Source organism: Streptomyces sp. NPDC057702 (genome assembly GCF_042799315.1).
Classification (GTDB): Bacteria; Actinomycetota; Actinomycetes; order Streptomycetales; family Streptomycetaceae; genus Streptomyces.
The window spans coordinates 152002-170811 of sequence record NZ_JBHVJC010000015.1; the positions used below are offsets into that span (position 1 = coordinate 152002).

The 18810-nt window shown below is 71.6% G+C and carries 15 protein-coding genes; 5 read left to right on the forward strand and 10 right to left on the reverse strand.

The features are described 5' to 3' along the window. Nucleotides 1-45 precede the first annotated feature (45 nt). The 9 genes from ACFVFR_RS14105 to ACFVFR_RS14145 form a co-directional block, all read right to left on the reverse strand. Nucleotides 46-1668, reverse strand: coding sequence for a long-chain-fatty-acid--CoA ligase (locus ACFVFR_RS14105; protein ID WP_383700960.1), 1623 nt, complete (start codon nucleotides 1666-1668; stop codon nucleotides 46-48). A 111-nt stretch (nucleotides 1669-1779) separates the two neighbouring features. Then, entirely contained in the window at nucleotides 1780-2337 is a 558-nt protein-coding gene (locus tag ACFVFR_RS14110) for an FcoT family thioesterase (protein ID WP_383700964.1), read from the reverse strand. Next, nucleotides 2337-3224 carry a TauD/TfdA dioxygenase family protein gene (locus ACFVFR_RS14115; RefSeq protein ID WP_383700967.1) on the reverse strand — a complete coding sequence of 296 codons (888 nt, stop codon included), beginning with the start codon at nucleotides 3222-3224 and terminating at the stop codon, nucleotides 2337-2339. Before ACFVFR_RS14115 ends, ACFVFR_RS14110 begins: the two co-directional genes overlap by 1 nt. 71 nt (nucleotides 3225-3295) lie before the next feature. Continuing rightward, the gene (locus tag ACFVFR_RS14120; protein WP_383700970.1) at nucleotides 3296-3532 is read right to left on the reverse strand and encodes an acyl carrier protein; all 237 of its coding nucleotides are present in this window, start codon (nucleotides 3530-3532) and stop codon (nucleotides 3296-3298) included. Then, nucleotides 3529-4578, reverse strand: coding sequence for a beta-ketoacyl-ACP synthase III (locus ACFVFR_RS14125; RefSeq protein ID WP_383701070.1), 1050 nt, complete (start codon nucleotides 4576-4578; stop codon nucleotides 3529-3531). The genes ACFVFR_RS14120 and ACFVFR_RS14125 overlap by 4 nt, the downstream gene beginning before the upstream one ends. A gap of 203 nt (nucleotides 4579-4781) precedes the next feature. Continuing rightward, nucleotides 4782-6197 carry an MFS transporter gene (locus ACFVFR_RS14130; protein WP_383700973.1) on the reverse strand — a complete coding sequence of 472 codons (1416 nt, stop codon included), beginning with the start codon at nucleotides 6195-6197 and terminating at the stop codon, nucleotides 4782-4784. 1042 nt (nucleotides 6198-7239) lie between these two features. Further along, nucleotides 7240-7992: an aspartyl/asparaginyl beta-hydroxylase domain-containing protein gene (locus tag ACFVFR_RS14135; RefSeq protein ID WP_383700976.1), complete on the reverse strand. Its 753-nt coding sequence runs from the start codon at nucleotides 7990-7992 to the stop codon at nucleotides 7240-7242. Between the two features lie 265 nt (nucleotides 7993-8257). After that, a complete protein-coding gene (locus ACFVFR_RS14140; protein ID WP_383700979.1) occupies nucleotides 8258-8869 on the reverse strand; it encodes a sigma-70 family RNA polymerase sigma factor in 612 nt (203 codons plus the stop codon). Between the two features lie 265 nt (nucleotides 8870-9134). Then, on the reverse strand, nucleotides 9135-9857 hold the full coding sequence (locus tag ACFVFR_RS14145) for a hypothetical protein (RefSeq protein ID WP_383700982.1): 723 nt from the start codon (nucleotides 9855-9857) through the stop codon (nucleotides 9135-9137). Between the two features lie 1062 nt (nucleotides 9858-10919). Between ACFVFR_RS14145 and ACFVFR_RS14150 the strand changes: the two genes are divergently transcribed. Together ACFVFR_RS14150 and ACFVFR_RS14155 are read left to right on the forward strand one after the other, a co-directional pair. Beyond that, on the forward strand, nucleotides 10920-11585 hold the full coding sequence (locus ACFVFR_RS14150) for a winged helix-turn-helix domain-containing protein (RefSeq protein WP_383700985.1): 666 nt from the start codon (nucleotides 10920-10922) through the stop codon (nucleotides 11583-11585). Between the two features lie 54 nt (nucleotides 11586-11639). Further along, complete coding sequence (locus tag ACFVFR_RS14155) at nucleotides 11640-12179, forward strand: hypothetical protein (RefSeq protein ID WP_383700988.1); 540 nt, start codon at nucleotides 11640-11642, stop codon at nucleotides 12177-12179. Between the two features lie 680 nt (nucleotides 12180-12859). Here the strand turns inward: ACFVFR_RS14155 and ACFVFR_RS14160 are convergent. Beyond that, nucleotides 12860-15178 (reverse strand): MMPL family transporter, encoded by a 2319-nt coding sequence (locus ACFVFR_RS14160; protein ID WP_383700991.1) that lies wholly within the window; start codon nucleotides 15176-15178, stop codon nucleotides 12860-12862. 238 nt (nucleotides 15179-15416) lie between these two features. Between ACFVFR_RS14160 and ACFVFR_RS14165 the strand changes: the two genes are divergently transcribed. The 3 genes from ACFVFR_RS14165 (at nucleotide 15417) to ACFVFR_RS14175 (ending at nucleotide 18723) form a co-directional block, all read left to right on the forward strand. Further along, nucleotides 15417-16697 (forward strand): sensor histidine kinase, encoded by a 1281-nt coding sequence (locus tag ACFVFR_RS14165; protein WP_383700994.1) that lies wholly within the window; start codon nucleotides 15417-15419, stop codon nucleotides 16695-16697. Nucleotides 16698-17068: 371 nt separating this feature from the next. Beyond that, a complete protein-coding gene (locus tag ACFVFR_RS14170; protein ID WP_383700997.1) occupies nucleotides 17069-17896 on the forward strand; it encodes an RluA family pseudouridine synthase in 828 nt (275 codons plus the stop codon). Between the two features lie 179 nt (nucleotides 17897-18075). Continuing rightward, the gene (locus tag ACFVFR_RS14175) at nucleotides 18076-18723 is read left to right on the forward strand and encodes a LuxR C-terminal-related transcriptional regulator (protein WP_383701000.1); all 648 of its coding nucleotides are present in this window, start codon (nucleotides 18076-18078) and stop codon (nucleotides 18721-18723) included. Nucleotides 18724-18810: the final 87 nt, after the last annotated feature.

Genomic DNA, 18810 nt, shown 5'->3' on the forward strand with positions numbered 1-18810 from the left:
TCGTTCTCTCTTGGGTAGCGGGGCGGGGGCGTGCGGCGACGGCGGTCAGTTGACCTTGCGGTCCGCGTCCTTCCAGAAGCGGTCGCGCAGTTCGCGGCGGAGGATCTTGCCGCTGGGGTTGCGCGGCACCTGGTCGATGAACTCGTACTTGGCGGGGAGCTTGAAGCTGGCCAGCCGGTCCACCAGGAAGCGGTGCAGGTCCCTGGGGGTGGGCTGGTGGCCGGGGGCGGCGACGACGAAGGCGTGGATGGTCTCGCCCCAGCGCTCGTCGGGCGCGCCCACCACGCACGCCTCGCGGACGCCGGGGTGGGCCTCCAGGGCGCCCTCGATCTCGGCGGGGTAGACGTTCTCGCCGGCGACGATCACGGCGTCCTTGATCCGGTCGCTGATGAAGACGTAGCCGTCCGCGTCCAGGTAGCCGGCGTCGCCGGTGTGGATCCACTCGTCGACCAGCGTCTCGCGGGTCTTGTCGGGCAGGCCCCAGTACTCGACCATGCGGGCGGGGGTGGCCAGACACACCTCGCCGACCGTGCCGACGGGCAGTTCCCGCCCCTGGTCGTCGATGATCTTGGCGCGTACGCCGGGGTAGGGGTGGCCGGCGGCCTTCATCCGGGGGTGGCCGGGTACGTGGTCGGCCGGGGGCAGGCACACGGCGGTGTTGCCGGTCTCGGTGAGCCCGTAGATCTGGGCGAACTCGCAGCCGAAGAGGGCCAGGCTCTGTTCGAGCAGCGCCTCGGAGATGGGCGAGCCGCCGTAGACGATCTTGCGCAGGGTGCGGAAGTCCTCGGGGGTGACGCCGGGTTCGGCGAGCATCATGCGCAGCATCGCGGGCACCACGCAGGCGGTGGTGATTCCCAGGTCCCTGATCAGCGCGTTGGCCTGGTGCGGCGCGAAGGCGCGCATGGCGACGACGGTCACGCCCGCGCTGAAGTTCTGCGTGGCCCACCACAGGCCGCCGACGTGGAAGCCGGGGATGCCGATCAGGGCGATGTCGCCGGCGCGCCAGTCGATCCAGTCCAGGCCCTGGGAGGCGAGCGCGTCGCGGATGGCGAAGAAGCTGCGGTGGGCGAGGACCACGCCCTTGGGCAGCCCGGTGGTGCCGCTGGTGTAGATCTGGGCGACGGCCGTCTCCGGGGTCGCCGGGCGCCCCGGCTCGGTGTCGGGGTGCGCGCCCTTCCAGGCGGCGAAGTCGACGGCCGCGACGCCGGGCGCGTCCTGACCGGCGGCCGGGGCACCGGCGCCGGTGCCCAGCCGGACCACGGTGGCCGGTGCCGCGTCCGGCACCCGGTCGATGACGGGGGCGAACTCCCCTTCCAGGAAGAGCAGTTCACTGCCCGAGTCCCGCAGGATGTGGCTGACCTCGGGTGCGGTCAGCCGCCAGTTGATGGGGACCAGTACGGTCTGGCTCTTGGCGCAGCCGAAGAGGATCTCGTAGTAGTGCTCGGACTCCTTGCCGAGGTAGGCGACGCGCGCGCCGGGGGCCAGTCCCGCGGCCTCGATGGCGTGCGCGATGCGGTTGCTCTCCTGGTGGAGATCCCCGTACGTCAGGACGCGGCCCTCGCACAGCACGGCCGCCACGTCCGGCTGCCGCTCGGCGTGGAAGCGTGCCGTCTCGTCGAGGGTGTGCAGATTCGGGTGGTAGAGCCGGTCGCCGGCTGTACGCGTCATCGTGGAATCGGCCATGTCCTGCGCCTCCGCATTCGGTCCGCGACGCGGGCCGCCGCCTTTGTGTCGGCGGCCCGCATCGCGTCGGGTGTTGTCGCTGGGTAAAGGTGATGGCTAAGCGACACCCACGAAAGCGAGGGTCGCCTCGCCGTCGCAGCGCCCGCCGTCGGCGTCCCAGTACCGGTACGACGTTTCGGCGAGCAGCATGGGATCGCCGCCACCGGGCGTACGTCGGGTGAGGGAGAGGAACGTCATCTCACCGGAGAACGAACGGGGATTGATCGGTCGCCGGAAGTTACTACCGAATCGGGCGATCAGTATGTCCGGCAGCTGGTGCCGCCAGTAGTCGTCCATGGTCCACGAGGCGAATCCCGGCATCAGTCCCTCTTGCACGGACTTGGCGACCAGGTAATACATCATCTGGTTGTAGCAGATGTTTACCTCGACCGCGTTCAGATGCCCGGTGTCGTCGATGTAGCACGACTCCGGAATCGCGAACTCACAGCGTGCCGTACCGCGTCCGGCATTGGCGCTGACCTCGGCGGAGAGCAGGTACTTGCAGTTCTCCTTGTAGGGGCGCAGCACCGGGGCGAGCAGGGCGTGGTCGGTGGCGTACCACTCGGGTGCCGACGGCTGGGTGTCGACGGCGCGTTCGGCGGTGGGGGTCCCCATCAGACCGTGAGTCCGTCGTAGAGCTTGTGCTCGTCGTGGACGGTGACGCGGAAGGAGGAGGTGGGCTCCGGCGCGGTGGTGTGCAGGGCGCGGTGGATGAGGCTGCGGTTGTCCCAGACCAGCAGGTCACCCTTCTCGAAGCTCTGCAGGTGGATGTTGGGGTGGGTGAAGGTGTCGTCCAGCTGCCCGGTGGCCTTGAACAGGTCGTGCAGCAGGTCGGTCTCCAGCGGCTTGCCCTCCGCGTCCTCGATGTCCACGGTGAAGCCCTCGCTCAGGTAGAGGACCGTTTCGCCAGTGATCGGGTGCGTGAAGGTGGTGGGGTGCAGCACCGGCGGCGTCTTGGTCTCGACCTCTTCGATGATCTCGGAGATCGGCCGGTAGACGTCGTGCGGGCGGATCTTGAAGTACTTGCGGACCGAGTGCTTGCAGCGGGTGCCCTCGGCCGCCTTCTTCAGGTCCTCGGGCAGCGCCTCGTACGCCTGGCCCATGTCGATGAAGTACGTGCCGCGGTTCTTCTGCGGAATGACCTGGGGGTAGATCAGCGTGATGCCGAACGGGTCGGGCATGAACATGTAGTCCGCGTGCCAGAACTTCCCGGTCTTCGGCACACCGATCTGCTTGCCGTCCTTCGGGACGTTCGAGGAGACGAAGACCTCGGGCACGTCCGGATGCTGGTACATCGGCTCGTAGTACGTGACCGGCTGGCCGAGCCGCTTACCGAGCGCCAGGTACTGCGCGGCGTCAAGATCCTGGTTCTTGAGCACCGCGATTTTCTTCGTGTAAACGGTTTCCTTGAGCTTTTGGATGTCCGCGTCAGAAGCGGTGGCGTAGTCGAACCCGTGCACGGCCGCGCCGAGCTTCTTGCCTTCCTGCGGAACGATCTCCATGGTGACTGCCTTTCGAGGAAATAGGGGTGGAACCGGGTGTGTCGGAATGGGCTCGGGAAGGACGTGTACGGCTATCCGGCGAGCCGCTCGTCAATGAGCTTGGCCGTCGCGCCGAGGCTGAGCTCGGGGTAGAGCTCGTTGTCCTCGATGCTCACGCCCAGCTCGCGCTCGACGTGCATGACGATCTCCACGAGCGTCAGCGAGTCGACGTCGAGATCCGCGTAGGTCGCGTCCGGGGTGGTGTCCTCCGGCGGCGCCTCGTGCAGCTTGGTCAGCAGGGTGATGAGTTGGTCGTAGGTGGCGCTCATGGTGCGAGAGGTCCTCCCTCTTGGGCGGTTACGGGTGCGGCTGCCGCAGTCGCGGGTGGCGTAGGGGGCGTCAGTTCGGGCCAGCGCAGGACACAGGAACCCCAGGTCAGGCCGCCGCCGAAGGCGGTGAGCAGGACCCGGTCGCCGGGCTTGAGCACATCGCCGGCCGCCGCGTCCGCGAGCGCCAGCGGAATGGAGGCGGCACCGGTGTTTCCGACCGACTCGACATGGGAGACGCAGCGCTCGCGCGGCAGGCCGAGATCGTCGGCGACCGCGCGCAGGATGCGCTTGTTGGCCTGGTGGGGCACGAGGTGGTCGACGTCGTCGACCTTCCAGTCGGCGGCGTCGAGCGAGGCGCGGGCGGAGGCCGACATGCGCGTGATCGCGTGCCGGAAGACCGCCCGGCCCTCCATCGTGTAGTGCCGCTCGGCGCGGGTGGGCTGCGAGTCGGGCTGCGAACGTTGTCGCGAGCCGCCCGCCGCCACCATGATCATCTCTTCCTCGGCGCCGTCGCTGCCGAGGTCGAAGTGGCCGACGGCGCCCGGTTCGTCGGCGGTGCCGGCGCGCAGGACGACCGCTCCGGCGCCGTCGCCGAAGATGATCGCGTTCGCGCGGTCCAGCGGGTCCACGATGGTGGTGTAGGTGTCCGCGCCGATCAGCAGCACGCTGCCGGCGACACCGGCGGTGATCAGACCGGCCGCGGTGGCCAGGCCGTAGACGAAGCCGGTGCACACGGCGCTGACGTCGAAGGCCGCGGCCCCGGTCAGGCCGAGTCGGTGGGCCACCAGCGGGGCGGTGGCCGGGCAGCTGCGGTCGGGCGTGGTGGTGGCGACGACGACCGCGTCCACCCGCTCGACACCGGCCGCGGCCAGTGCGCGCTGTCCGGCCTCGACGGCCAGGTCGGAGGTGGCCTGGCCGGGCTCGGCGAAGTGCCGCTGCCGGATCCCGGTGCGCGTGGTGATCCACTCGTCGCTGGTGTCCAGGTACTGGGACAGGTCGTCGTTGGTGACGACACGCGGTGGTACCCAGCCCGCGAGACCGCACAGTACGGCGGCGCGCTCCGGCCGCGCGCCGACCGCGCGCGGGCCGTGCGCGGTGGCTCGATCGTCGGGATTCGGCGGTGGGACGGCGGCGCTGGGCACGGCGGTCTCCTCAATCGGCAGGCGAAAGTGGTCGCGGACGGGAGTGGGTGGGATGGGCCCGACCGGTACGGCGGGCGGTGACGTAGGGCCGTTGGGCCCATCGGTCGTTACCGGCGCGGGGCCTTCCTGAGCGCCAGGAGCACGAGCGCTCCACAGCAGATGCCGGCCGCGATCAGATAGCTGACCAGGCGGATGCCGTCGATGAGCCCCTCGCGCAGCGCGTCGCCGGCCAACCCGTCGGCGCGCGTGTTGGCCACGGCCACCAGCAGCGCGAGGCCGATGGCGCCACCCACCTGGAGCGTGGTGGACGCCAACCCCGAGGCGATGCCCTGGTCGTTGGGCCCGACACCGGTGGCGGCCACGATCCACAGTGCGGTCCAGGCCGCGCCCTGCCCGAGGCTGAGCAGCACCAGCCCGGGCACCAGGCGTCCGTACGCGCCGTCGTCGGTGAAGCCCACGGCGAGCGCGAGCGCGCCGGCGGCCCCCAGGGCCAACCCGCCGAGCAGCGTGGCCCGTACGCCGAAGGCGGCGATGGCCCGCTCGCCGACCTGTGTCCCGGCCGCGACCATGACGGCCGGCAGCAGGAAGGCCAGTCCGGTCTCCAGCGCGCTGTAGCCGTGCACGGTCTGGAAGTAGCGGGTGAGGAAGTACGGGACGGAGGCGAAGGTCGCGTTGAAGACCGCGGCCAGCGCCATTCCGGCCACCAGGGAACGGTGCGTCAGCAGCCGCGCCGGGGTGAGCGGGTCACGGGCGCGCGCCTCGACGGCGGCGAACGCGACCAGCAGCAGCACCGAGGCCAGCGCGCACACCAGGGTCGACCTGCTGGTCCAGCCGACCTCGGGGCCACGGACCAGCACGAAGACCAGGAGCGTGATGCCCGCGGTCGCGGTGACGGCGCCCAGGACGTCGAAGTCACGCTCGCGCGCGAGCGGCGGATCGACGGGGAAGAGCAGCCAGCCGGCGAGCGCGATCGCCCCGGCCAGCGGGACGTTGACCACGAACACCGAGGGCCAGCCGAACGCCTCGACCAGGACGCCGCCGAGCAGGGAGCCGAAGCACAGACCGCCGGCACCGGCCGCACCCCACACCGCCAGCGCCCGGTTACGGCGCGGCCCCTCCTCGTAGATCGTGTTGATCAGGGAGAGGGTGGCGGGGAAGAGCAGCGAACCGCCGATGCCCTGTACCGCACGCACCGCGATCAGCAGCCACGCCGTGTCGGTCAGCCCGCCGATCAGCGAGGAGACCGCGTACAACCCCGCGGCCAACACGAACATCCGCCGCCGGCCCAACAGGTCGGTGGCCCGGCCGCCCAGCAGCAGGAACCCGCCGGTGGCCACGACATAGGCGCTGACCACCCACTGCAGGTCCTGCTCGGAGAAGCCGAGACCGTCCTGGATGCTCGGCAGGGCCACGTAGACGATGTTGAAGTCGAGCGCGATGACGAGCTGCGCGGCGGCCAACACGAGCAGGGACAGCCCAAGCCGTTGACGAGGTGGTGCGACTGACGACGTTATTGCGGACATCCTCGGACATTCCCCCTTAGGAACCTGCTGCAAGCGTGACAGCGGTTCCCCATGCCTCTGTGCGGTGGATCATCACTGCGATGTGTACGGCGGGGTCATCCCCGTGGGCGCCGAAACGCTGCACCCCACACGGAGAGGACCGGCCCCGGCGACGGGCCTCCCCAGCCCGCGAACACCTGGCCACACGCCAATGGGCGACGTGTTCTGGATGCTTGCTCACCCCCAACGACGCGGCAAGCAATTGGCCTTCTTTTCGGTCTGGCTCAGATCCCGGTTGCGGTTCTGGGTAAGGCGTCACCGAGCGTCCTCATGCCTAGCGGGAAATCGGCCACGCGGGGTGGCGCGTTCCCCTCTCTCCCTTCGCAGGAACATCCGGCGGGCCAGGGCGTTGCCCCGTGAAAGAGTGAGCGAAACATCGTTGCACTTCGAGCTATTTGCCCGGTTCAACGGTCTCGCGTGCACCTAAGAACAGACAGTTTTCGGCCATCGCCAGGCGAGCGTACAGCGGCAGGGATGACCGATTCAAGCGGCTAGAGAGCCGAAATGCGGGCACCCGAAGAGCATTCCCACCGTCATTCGGAGGGTGCCATTCCGGGGCTCCAGGAAGGGCCTTTTTCGGTAGTCGTACCGGAAAGCCATCGAGTTCCCGACAGGCGCGAACTTCTTCATCACATGCTGCCTTGGCATAGACCAAGCTGTCTACCCGTTGGACAGTTGACGAGCGATTTGCGTCCGCATAGAGGGATGTCGGGAGCCGTTCACCCAAAAGCCCACTGGGCCACCGGGAGCCGACCCGCAGCGTGCGGTAGGGGGGGTCGCGAACCCGCCCGCCCGATACCCGGCCCAACGAATTCCCCCCGGCACACGAGATCGCGCCGTCAGGTCGGGGGAGCATATACGGCTACGGACCGTCGTGAACTCCTCGCCCAGCGTCCACCTCGCGTTCACCACCATCCGCCTCGTGACGCACAACTGCCGCCGTTCGTCACAGGTGACGAACGGCGGCAGTAAGAGGGGTAGGGCCGCCGGGGCGGGGGGTCGGTCAGCTCTCACCCATCAACGTGCGAATCTCCGTGATGAGCGCCACCAGGGCCGCGCGCTCGGGCACGGTGGTGTCCGGGTGCCACAGGTCCACCAGCAGGCAGGTGCGCGGCCGGGTCCCCGAGTTCCACGCCTCGTGCTCGAAGGAGTAGTCGAAGAGCAGGCACTTTCCCTCGTCCCAGGAGCGGGTCTCGCCCGCGACCTTGATCCCGCACCCCTCGGGGATGTCCACCGCCAGGTGCAGGTTGATGCTGAAGTTCCACAGGTCGGAGTGCGGCTTGATGGCCGCCCCCGGCAGCAGCGTGGAGAAATGGCACTCAAGGAGCGGGCAGATCTTCTCGGTGTCGACGGCGAAATCCTTGAGCACCTTGTACGCCGTCGGCGCGGGTCCCTGCGACTCCGCCACAAGGCCGCCCTTGCGGTAGAGGTAGAGGGCCTGCCAGTTGTCCTGCGGCGTCAGATAGTGCTCGTAGTTGGAGAATGCCTCGCGGCGCGCGGCCCACGCCGTCTCAAGCTCCGACTTGATCGAACCGTGGTGCTCCTCAAGGGCGGCTATGAAGGGCGTGTGCTCGGCATGTCCGTACGGATCGTGCCACGGCTGCTGGGAAATACCCGGCATGATCCACTTGGCCCCCTGCTGCAACGGGTGCCGCTGCTGCTTCTTGCTGTCAAGCATCTCCTCCACTCGCTCGATGGAGTCCGAGCCGTACTCGCTCCGGATCGCGGCGAAGGCGTTCTCAATCTCCGGGGTCACAGAATTCTCCTCAGGGTGAGAGAAAAGGTGAGGCAACGTTAGGTGAGAAAGACGTGGGAGGGGGAATGGCACTCACGACGTGCCGGACGGTGGCCGAGCGGGCAGCACGGTCCGGACAACCGGGGCATACCCCGGTGGCCGGATCGAGAAGCTCATGCGATCTGGCCACGCCGGGTGGCCGGATCGCGTCGGGCGAGGGCGTGCTCGTGCCCCGCGCGCCGCTCTGGCGCGGCGCGCGGGCACGGCGACACAACCGACGCCCCGGTCAGGCGGCGAACGCGACCCCCGACACCTCGGCGGTGCGCAGCAGCGCGATGAGGTCCTCACGCGCCCTGGCCACACGGGAGCGCACGGTGCCGACCGGGCAGCCGACGACCGCGGCGGCCTCCGCGTACGGCAGCCCCAGGAGTTGGGTGAGGATGAACGCCTCGCGTCGGTGGGGTTCCAGGGTGTTGAGGAGGTCGAGCAGGGCGACGCCCTCCTCGAAGCCGGGCAGCCCGGAGGGCTGCGCGCCCTCGGCGGCCGACTGCCAGTTGGGGGCGTCGGCGACACGGGGGCGGGCGGCGGCGGATCGGTAGCGGTCGATGACCACGCGTCGGGCGATCGACAGCAGCCAGGTGCGCGCGTACGAGCGGCCGGCGAAGCGCGGCAGGGAGTGGAGCGCCCGCAGGAACGTCTCCTGGGTGAGGTCGTCCGCGCTGTGCACGTCGGCGCTCAGGTGGGTGACGAACCGCCAGACATCCCGGTAGGTGGCGCGTACGAAGCGCTCCACGGCCGCGGGATCGCCATCCCGTGCCGCCAGCGCCCAGTTGGTCACTTCCTCGTCGTCCGCGGGGCGGGACGGTCCGGGGCAGGCCCGGACTTGGGCAGGAATCATCGCAACGGAGTCCTTTGGGGGGCTGTGTGCCGCGCCATGGATGACCACGGCCCGGCGATGACAGCTCCGCACACCTCACCCGGCCACGCCGACGGCCGCCGTGTCGCCCAGGACACGGCGCGTATGCGGCACGACGCACGGCGAGGGACCGCGGGGCCTGGAGCCGACGCCTCACGGGGTCGCCTTCGCGGGGGCGGCCACCGGCATCGGAACTGCGCCCGTCACCCCACGACGGCGCCCCGTCGGGGCGCGGGTGACGGCACGTTCAGTACGAGGCGGGGCGGGGCGGCGCTCGGCCGGCCAGGACGTGTCGCAGGAGGACCGACCGGGCCCGGCGGACGCGGAAGACGCGCACCGGGCGCGACCGGGGTCGCCGGCGGGGACTGATGGCCAGACCGCTGTACGCGGTGCGCAGCGGGACGAAGACGGCCGCGGCCAGTGCGCGACCGAGGCGGAAGGCGGCCCGTTCGCCGCGCCACAGCCACAGTCCGCAGACCAGGGCGGCCAGCAGGTGCGCCAGCAGCATGCCCCAGCCGTGACAGAAGGGCGTCAGCCCCTCCAGGTCGCTCGCGTCGATGCCCCAGGGGCCACCGCCCCCGCCGCCGGCGGGAGGAGGCTGTGCGAGAGGGTCGGCGGCGACCGCGGCACCCGGCCGCCCCGACGGTGAGAGGAGTCCGGCACGCTGCTCGTTCGCCGCCCCGGATATGTGGCCCGCGTGGGCCGCCGCGGCGGCGGAACGATCCGTCAGCGAGAACAGCACATGGAGCGCGAGTTGGGACAACACGGTCGCCCCCGTGACCGCGAACACGCCCCGCTCGCGCCCGGCGAGCCACCAGGCTGCCGAGGCCGTACCGGCGAACGCGCTGCCCAGGGCGAGCGGTGTGACGCCCACTCCGGCAGCCAACGAGTGACCCACGGCCGCGGCGATCACGCATACGGCCGCGAAGGTCGCGGCTCGTACGGCGCGGGACGCCAGCCCTGTGGTCATAGTCGACATGTTGCCAGCCAACACCGACAAGTGGTGCAGACCAGGGGGAAACTTTGCCGGTGGTCGGCACGCTCATGACAGGCCCGTACCACCTCGCTGAGCCCCTCCTTTGCCTGGCGCACAAGGGTTCTGAGGGCCCGTCGACAGTTCACCGGACTCCGCGCCTCCGCCGCCCGACAGGCCGTCGGCATGTCCGAAAACCGGCGCCCGCCCCCGACCTCGACGCGGGTGCCGGAACTCTCCGCTCCCCGCCACGGGCTCTCCGGGCCCGGCCCGCACCCGGCCCCCGAGCCGGCCAACCGCCGCCCCCGCGCCGCCACCGGAGCCACCCCCGCCGACCCGCCACCGCTCCCCCACACCCCACACCGCCACCTCCCACCCGGCCCCGCCCCCACAGCCCCACCAGGTGCGCTGACCATCGCCCCGCACCGCCGCCACGCGCGCGCACCGCCGACCCGACCACCTCGCCCGCCGCCTCACAGCCGCCCCCGGAAAGAGGGCGGGAGGGAAGAGGGGCGGAGCGGGGGAGGCGGACACCGTGCAGCCCGCGCCGCCCCGTCGCACCGCTCGCCACGCACCGCGACGCCGCCCCACGCCCCACACCACCGGCGTTCGCCACCCGGGGTCCGCTCCCGGACGCACGCCCGACACGCCCCCGACATGCCCCCGGCACGCTCCGGACACCCCCGGGCGCGCACCGGGGAGGGAGGGGGGTGGGGGCCGGGTGTGCGCGTGCGTTCGCCGTGACGCGCGAGTGCCGGGTGAGACGCGGGGGGACGATGTGACCTGCGACCGAGCCGGGACCCCCGTCGGATTGTCTGCTTCAATAGGGGCATGGCCAGCCTCCACAGCATCGCGACAGGTCGCAGCGACCTTGAGCCGTTTTGGCCTTCTCGCCAGGGGCACCACTTCGATCGTGAGTGTTGTCGCGCGCTCTGACGCGCGGGCCCGCTCACTGCGCTGACGCCTGACGTCCCCCGTGGACGCCGGCTTCCCGGCCGCCAGCCCTGCCCGCGCGCACGACGTCCACTGACGCCCTCTGCGCGAAAGAGCTGACCTCTCATGACCAACGTACGCTCGCTGTCCCCTTCGGCCGTTTCTTCCGTTTCGACCGTTTCCCCGGTCCCCACGGGTTCCTCCGCCTCCTCGGCCGCTCACCTCTCCCCCGGGCCCACCGGTTCGACCGCGTCCTCCGCCGCCCCGCTGCGCGCGACACGGCCACAGCCGCCTCGGCAGCGGCTACGCGCGGTGGCGCCGGACGAACTGCCGCCGGTCGCGGACCTCCTGCACGCCGACGCCACCTGGCTGCCGGCGCCCGCGCACAGCCTCCCCTCGTTGCCCGGGCAGCCGCCGATGGTCGGCTACCTGGTCCTGGTGCCCGCCGACCGGCGCCCGGGGGCCGCGCCCGTGGCCGCCGCGCCGTCCGCGCCCACGCACGGCGACGCGCTGATCCAGATCGACCCCGAGCAGCGGGCCGCGGTGGTGGGTGGCCGCCCGCTGGACCTGACGTACCTGGAGTTCGAGCTGCTGGCGCATCTGGTGGCGCACCCGCACCGGGTGCACACCCGTGACCAGCTCGTCACCACGGTGTGGGGGTACGGACACGTCGGCGACGGCCGGACCGTGGACGTCCACATCGCCCGGCTGCGCCGCAAGCTGGGCGCGGAGCACCGGGCGGCGATCGTGACCGTGCGCCGGGTCGGCTACAAGTACGCGCCCATCGGCTAACTCACCCCCCACGGGCGGCCGTCCGTGGGGCGGGGCGCGGTATAGCGTGCCCGTATGGAACTCGACCGCTTCATGCCCGAGCACGACTTCCGGTCCCACTACAGCCGTCGGATCGCGGCCGATCCGGGCGCGGCCTGGCGCGCTTTCCAGGAGCTGACCGCCGAGGAACTCCACATCACCCAGATGCTGACCGGCATCCGCTCGCTGGGCACCCTGCGGCTCAGCGGGCGGGTCTCGGAGACGGCCCCGGTCCCGCTGCTGGAGCGCGGCGCGTTGTCCGAGGTGCGCGGGAAGATCGCCAAGTTCTGGCACGTGCGGCCCGAGACGGCCCCGATCCCGGACGGCGACCCCGAGGCGTTCGCCGACTTCGTCGAGCCCGGCTGGGCCAAGACCGTCACCGGGGCCCGGGTGGTCGCCGACGGCGACGGCAGCCTGATGACCATCGAGACCCGGGTGCGCTGCACGGACGAGCGCTCCCGGCTGATCTTCGGGGCGTACTGGCTGGCGATTCGCGCGGGCGGCGCCGGCCTGGTGCGGCTGGAGATGTTGCAGGCCGTCGCGCGCCGGGTGGAGCCCGTCGCGACCGCGGCCTGAGCGCGCCCCAGGTCCGATCCCGCACCGGGGCGGGCCCCGGTGCGACGGGGTCACCGACCCGCACCCCCCGCACACAGGCCCGCGCGCCGCGTCCGACGGGCGGCCGACGTGCGCGGCACGTTGGGGCGACGGATCGCGGACGCCGCACCGGGCGGCGACCGCCTCCCGCGACCACCGCGGCCCAGGTCCACACCACGGCCGGTGCGCGGCGGCACCCGCGCCCCGGCCGACACGCGCGACACGGTCGCGTCACCGACATCCGGGCCGACCCGGCGAGCGGCGCACGCGACACGATCAGGTGCCCGACACCCGTGCCCCGACCCGGCGAGCGGCGCACGCGACGGGATCAGGTGCCCGACGTCGGCGTCCCGACCGGGCGAACGCCGTACGCGACACGGTCGCGTCACCGACATCCGGGCCCAGGCCCAGCGAGCGGCCTGGCCGCCGCGCGGGCGGCGTGCGCGTCAGTTTCCTCGGCCAGGCAAGGCAAGGCCAAACAAGGCAAGGCCGACCCGGACCCGTTCCGTCGCCCGTGTGTGGTGCGGGTGTCCATCGCGCGAAGCCGCTGTCGGACACGGGGTTCCGTGTCCGACAGCGGCTTGGGGCGGGGCCGGTGGTCCGGTCCTCGCACCGGCCCCGGGTGCGCGGCCCCTCACGGGGGAGGCGGCGGGGCGCGGGGCTCAGGGGCGGTGCGTTCCGGCGTCGTAGGGGCGGCCGTGGCCGGTGGCGTATCCCTGGTCGGGGGCGTGGCCCCGGGCGTGGCTCGGGTCGTGGCCGGGGCGCTGGTCGTACGGGCCGGGGGTCGCGGCCGTCGCGGGCTGGGGGGTCAGTGGGCGGGTGGTCGGCTCCGTCGGCTCCTCGCCGTGCGAGAAGTGCGGCAGCCAGCCGAGCCAGCGCGGCAGGTACCAGTTGCGGTCGCCGAGGAGTGCCATCACCGAGGGCAGCAGCACCATGCGGACCAGGGTGGCGTCCAGCAGGACCGCGACCGCGAGGCCGACGCCCATCTGCTGCATGTCCTGCATGGAGAGCATCGCGAAGACCGCGAACACCGCGACCATGATCGCCGCCGCGCCGGAGATGGAACCGGCGGTGGCCTGGATGCCCTCGACGATCGCCGCCCGGGTGGAGCGGCCCCGGTCGTGCGCCTCCCGGATGCGGGAGACGACGAACACGTGGTAGTCCATCGACAGGCCGAACAGGATGACCAGCACGAACAGCGGCATCCAGGACTCGATCGCGCCGACCTTCTCCATACCGAGCAGTCCGGCGCCCCAGCCGTGCTGGAAGACGGCGACCATCACGCCGTAGGCGGCGGCCACGGACAGCAGGTTGAGCACGATCGACACCAGCGCGATGGGCACCGAGCGGAAGCAGACCAGCATCAGGACGAACGTCATGGCGATGATGAACAGGAAGACCGGCACGATGCCCGCCTTGAGCTGGTCGTTGAAGTCGACCGAGGAGGCCAGGTCGCCGGTGACGTACACCCGGTCGGTGACGTCGGCCAGCGTGGCGGGCACCACGTCGTCGCGCAGCGTGGACAGCGCCCGCTTGGACGCGGCGTCCGAGCCGTTGCCGGCCAGCGGTACGTCGATCTCCGCGACGCCCTTGTCCCGGTGCACGGTGACCTCGATCGCCTTGCCGAACTCGCCGGTGTCGGCCGCCCGCTCGCGGAAGGCGTCGACGGCGGCGGTGAAGCGGGGCGCGCCCACGTCGCCCGCCATGACCACCTGGGCCGGGGTCGGCCCGCCGGGGAAGGTGTCGGTGATCTCGCGGAAGGCCACCGCGATGCCGGCGTCCTTGCCGAACTGCTTCTCCAGGCCGAGCTGCTCGGTCTTCATGCCCAGCGCCGGCGCCCCCAGGACCACCAGCAGGACGGTGGCCACGGCGGCGAACACCTTCGGCCGGGCCACGACGGGCCGGATCATGCGTGTGACCAGGCCGGTCCTGGCGGGTCGGGCGGCCCGACGCCGGGCGACCCGGCCCGCGAACGGCAGCCGGCCCTTGTTCACCCGGTCGCCCAGCCAGGACAGCATCGCGGGCAGTACCGTCACCGAGCCGAGCATCGCGATGAAGACGACGGCGATGGTGGCGACCGCGAAGCCCTTGAACAGCAGCAGCCCGGAGAAGAACATGCCGGCCATGGCGACCATCACCGTGAAGCCGGAGACCAGCACGGTGCGTCCGCTGGTGGCCGCGGCGATCCGCAGCGCGCTCTCCGCGTCCCGGCCCGCGGCCCGCTCGTCCCGCTCACGGCGCAGGTAGAACAGGCAGTAGTCGACGCCGACGGCCAGTCCGACCAGGAACATCACCGAGTTGATGGTGGGCGTCAGGTGCATCTGGTGGCTGACCAGGGCCAGTACGCCGAAGGTGGCGACGCAGGCGGTCAGCGCGAGGATCACCGGCAGCAGCGCGGCGACCACGGCGCCGAAGACCACGAACAGGATGCCCAGCGCCAGCGGAACGGCCGTGAACTCGGCCTTCTTCATGTCGTCCCCGAGCACCGTCTCCAGCCAGGTGGCGGAGCTGGCTTCGCCGAACTGGTAGACCTCCAGTTCCTTGTGGGACCTGGCCGCCTGGTCCACCACGTCCATGACGGGGTCCACGCGGTCGCCCGAGGTGTCCGCGTCGCCCTTCATGTCGAAGGTGATCAACCCCTCGCGCCCGCTGTCGGACCGGATCGGATCCTTGACCCGCTCGACCTCGCCGGTCTTCCGGATGTCGGCGACGAGCTGACCGGCCACCCGACGCCAGCCGTCCGGCTCGGCGCTGCGCACCATCACCATCTCGCTGGCGGGGGTCTCCAGCCCGGTGTCCTCCAGGATCTTCTCGGCCTTGACCGAGTCGCCCGCGCCGTTCTCGGAATTGGTTATCTCGACCATGCCCGACGCGCCGCCGACGACGGCGAGCAGCACGACGAACAGCAGCCAGCCGAAGATCGCGGTCTTGCGGTGGCGGGTGCTCCACCCGCCGAGCCGGGCCGCGAGGTTCTGCTTCATGGCGTTTCTCCCCCTGAGGTAAGGACCGGATGCGTCACGTCCCTCAACCTAGAAATCGCCGGCCCTCCGCCCCAGCCGCCAAAGCACCCAACGCCCGAAGCAAAAGGCGAGGTCGGTGGGGTGGTGCTAGGTACACCCCGACTCGGGGTCCGGCGCCAGTGCCTCACAATGGGTCGGGCGGCCAGACTGGAGAGTGCCCGAAGTACGGGTGAGGTGGCCCACGACGGGGAGAGCACACATGAGAGTCCGCAACGCGCTGCGCGTGTCAGCCCAGGGGCTGGCGCTGATGTTCATCACCCTCGCGGGCTCGATCACGCTGTTCGTGCTCTCCATCCTGTCGATCGTCTTCATCGTGCTCGGCATCGGACTGATCACCACCCCGTACGTGGTGGCCGCGGTGCGCGGCTTCGCCAACTGGCGGCGCGCGTGGGCGGGTGACTGGGCCGGGGTGAGCATCCCCAGCCCCTACCGTCCCTTCCCGGCCGACCTGCGGCCCGGGGTGGCCGGCGTCGTGGAGCGGAGCACGCTGCTCCTGAAGGACCCGGCGACCTGGCGCGACCTGCTGTGGCTGTTCACGGACATGACGGCGGGCTTCGTCACCGCGCTGTTCTCCTTCGTGTTCATCCCCTACGGCGTCTACGGCTCGGTGCTCGCGGCGGGCGTCTGGCGGCCGATCGTCCACTCGGGCGGCAACGAGTGGTACGCCTTCATCCCGGTCTCCTCGCAGTTCACGGCGAGCCTGGCGGCCCTGCTGGGCCTGGTGTTCATCGCGGTCGGCGTGTTCGCCAACCCGATGTTGCAGCGCGCCCACTTCACGCTGGCCCGGGGGCTGCTGGCGCCCACCCCGCAGATGGCGCTGGCCGCCCGGGTGGAGCGGCTGACCGCGACCCGGCACGACGCGGTGGACACCTCGGCCGCCGAGCTGCGCCGCATCGAGCGCGACCTGCATGACGGCGCGCAGGCCCGGCTGGTGGCGATGGGCATGAGCCTGGGCACCATCGAGGCGCTGATCGAGAAGGACCCGCAGCAGGCGAAGAAGATGCTCGCCATGGCCCGGGCGAACTCGGCCGAGGCCCTGTCGGAGCTGCGGGACCTGGTGCGCGGCATCCACCCGCCGGTGCTGGCCGAGCGCGGCCTGGGTGACGCCGTCCGGGCGCTGGCGCTGCGCATGGCCGTGCCGGTGGAGGTGGACGTGGAGCTGCCGGGGCGGTTCGAGGAGCCGGTGGAGTCGGCGGCGTACTTCGCGGTCAGCGAGGTGCTGACGAACGCGGCCAAGCACGCGCGGGCGGAGAAGGTGTGGCTGGATGTGCACCACGCGGGCGGAGCGCTGCGGATCGCGGTGACCGACAACGGCAGGGGCGGCGTGGACACCTCGGCCGGCTCTGGGCTGACCGGCATCGAGCGGCGGCTCGGCGCCTTCGACGGGCTGCTGGCCGTCAACAGTCCGGTCGGCGGGCCGACGATGGTGACCATGGAGATCCCGTGCGAGCCCTACCCCGTCGCGTCGCATCGCCCCTGATCGGGAACCGGCGCGACCGGGAACGACCCGGTGTGACCGAGGACGCCCCGAAGTGTCCGAGACTGGCCCGGCCTGACCAAAGATGACCCCCGGGCCGATCGGCTGGGGCCGCGCCCGTGGGTGGCGGCCCCGCCCCGTTTCGTGCCGGCCGCCGGCCGCCCGCCGCCACTCCCGGTTGACCCGGCTGACCTGGGCCGATGGCGTACGCGCGGCGGTCGGGTGGCGCGGGCGGGGGTGCGGGTGACGGACGGGGGCGGGGTCGGGCGGCCCGGTGGTGGGGGCGCCGGCTGGATTTCGCGCGCGCCGCGCGGTTTGGGAGCATGGGCCGAGCGCTGGCGCCTGGCCGCGTCGTGGACCTGAGATGGATGCAGATGAACGAGTGGACCCAGATCCGGGACCGTGCGGGTTCCATCGTGCGGGAGGACGCGGCGTTCCTCGTGGTGAACAAGCCCGCCGGCATCTCCGTCATGGGCGAGCGGCACGAGAGCGACCTGGTGCGGCTGGCCGAGGAGGCCGGCGAGACGCTGATCCCGTGCCATCGCATCGACAAGGTGACCTCGGGTGTGGTGCTGTTCGCCAAGGAGCAGCGCATCCAGTCCGAGGTCACCCGGCAGTTCAACAAGCGCACCGTGGACAAGGCGTACCTGGCCCTGGTGCCCTCCGACGGCCGGCCGGGCGGGCTGCCCGCGCGCGGCACGATCGACATGCCGCTGAGCGTGGGCCGCAAGAACCGGGTGCGGGTCGGCGCGCAGCGCGAGGACATCACCACGGACCCCGAGACGGCGGACGCGTTCGCGCACGGCTGCTGGCGGGTGCCGGAGGAGAAGGTGTTCACGCACGTCAAGACGTATCCGTCGATCACGCACTTCACCCGGCTGTGGGCCGACGAGCGGCACACGCTGCTGGCCATCGCGCCGGTCACCGGGCGCCGGCACCAGATCCGGGTGCACCTGGCCTGGATCGGCTTTCCGCTGGTGGGCGATCCGCTGTTCGACAAGCAGGCCGCGGCGGGCGGCGCGCGGACCTGTCTGCACTCGTGGCGGCTGGCGTTCGACGCGACGTGGGCCAGGGGTGCGCGGGTGAAGGTCGCGGCAGACCCCGGGGAGGACTTCTGGGCCCCGGTGGCCGACCGGCTGCCCGCGGGCGGGCCGGCCGCGCTGCTGGAGGGCCCCGCCGCCACCGGCCCCGCCGTCGTCTGAGCCCCACTTCCGCCTGAGCCCCGCCCCCGACGGCCCGCCGCCCGTGCGCCAAGTACGCGGCGCAAAGGCGTGGTCGGAGCCGTCCACGTGCTGGTCGCGGGCTCGGGAGCGCTGGGTAGAGTGCGGGGCGAACCCGCCGTCGGGAAGGCCGACGGCCACCCCCTGTGCTGGAGTACGCCGTGCGCGTTGTCGTGGCCGAAGACCTCTTTCTGCTCCGGGACGGCCTGGTGCGGATGTTGGAGGCGTACGACTTCGAGATCGCGGCGGCGGTGGAGTCCGGCCCCGAACTCACCCGCGCGCTGGCCGAGTTGGCGCCCGACGTGGCCGTGGTGGACGTACGGCTGCCGCCGTCCTTCACCGACGAGGGTCTCCAGTGCGCGCTGGCCGCGCGCCGCGCCAGGCCCGGGCTGCCGGTGCTGGTCCTGTCCCAGCACGTGGAGCAGTTGTACGCGCGCGAACTCCTCGCCGACGGCAGCGGCGGCATCGGCTACCTGCTCAAGGACCGGGTCTTCGACGCCGACCAGTTCATCGACGCGGTACGCCGCGTGGCCGGCGGCGGCACGGCGATGGACCCGCAGGTGATCTCGCAGCTCCTGACGCGGCGCGCGCAGGACAAGCCGATGGGCAACCTGACCCCCCGCGAGAAGGAGGTGATGGAGCTGATGGCGCAGGGTCGGTCCAACGCGGCCATCGCCGCGCAGCTCTACGTCACCGAGCGGGCCGTCGCCAAGCACACCTCCAACATCTTCGGGAAGCTCGGACTGCCCCCGTCCGACGACGACAACCGTCGCGTTCTGGCCGTTCTGGCCTACCTGGACCACGGCTGACGACACCCCTCGCGGCGTCTCGACCCGGGGTGTGTCAGCGGCTACCGTGCCCTCGCACGTGTCCGCCGATCCTGACGAGCCTGGGGG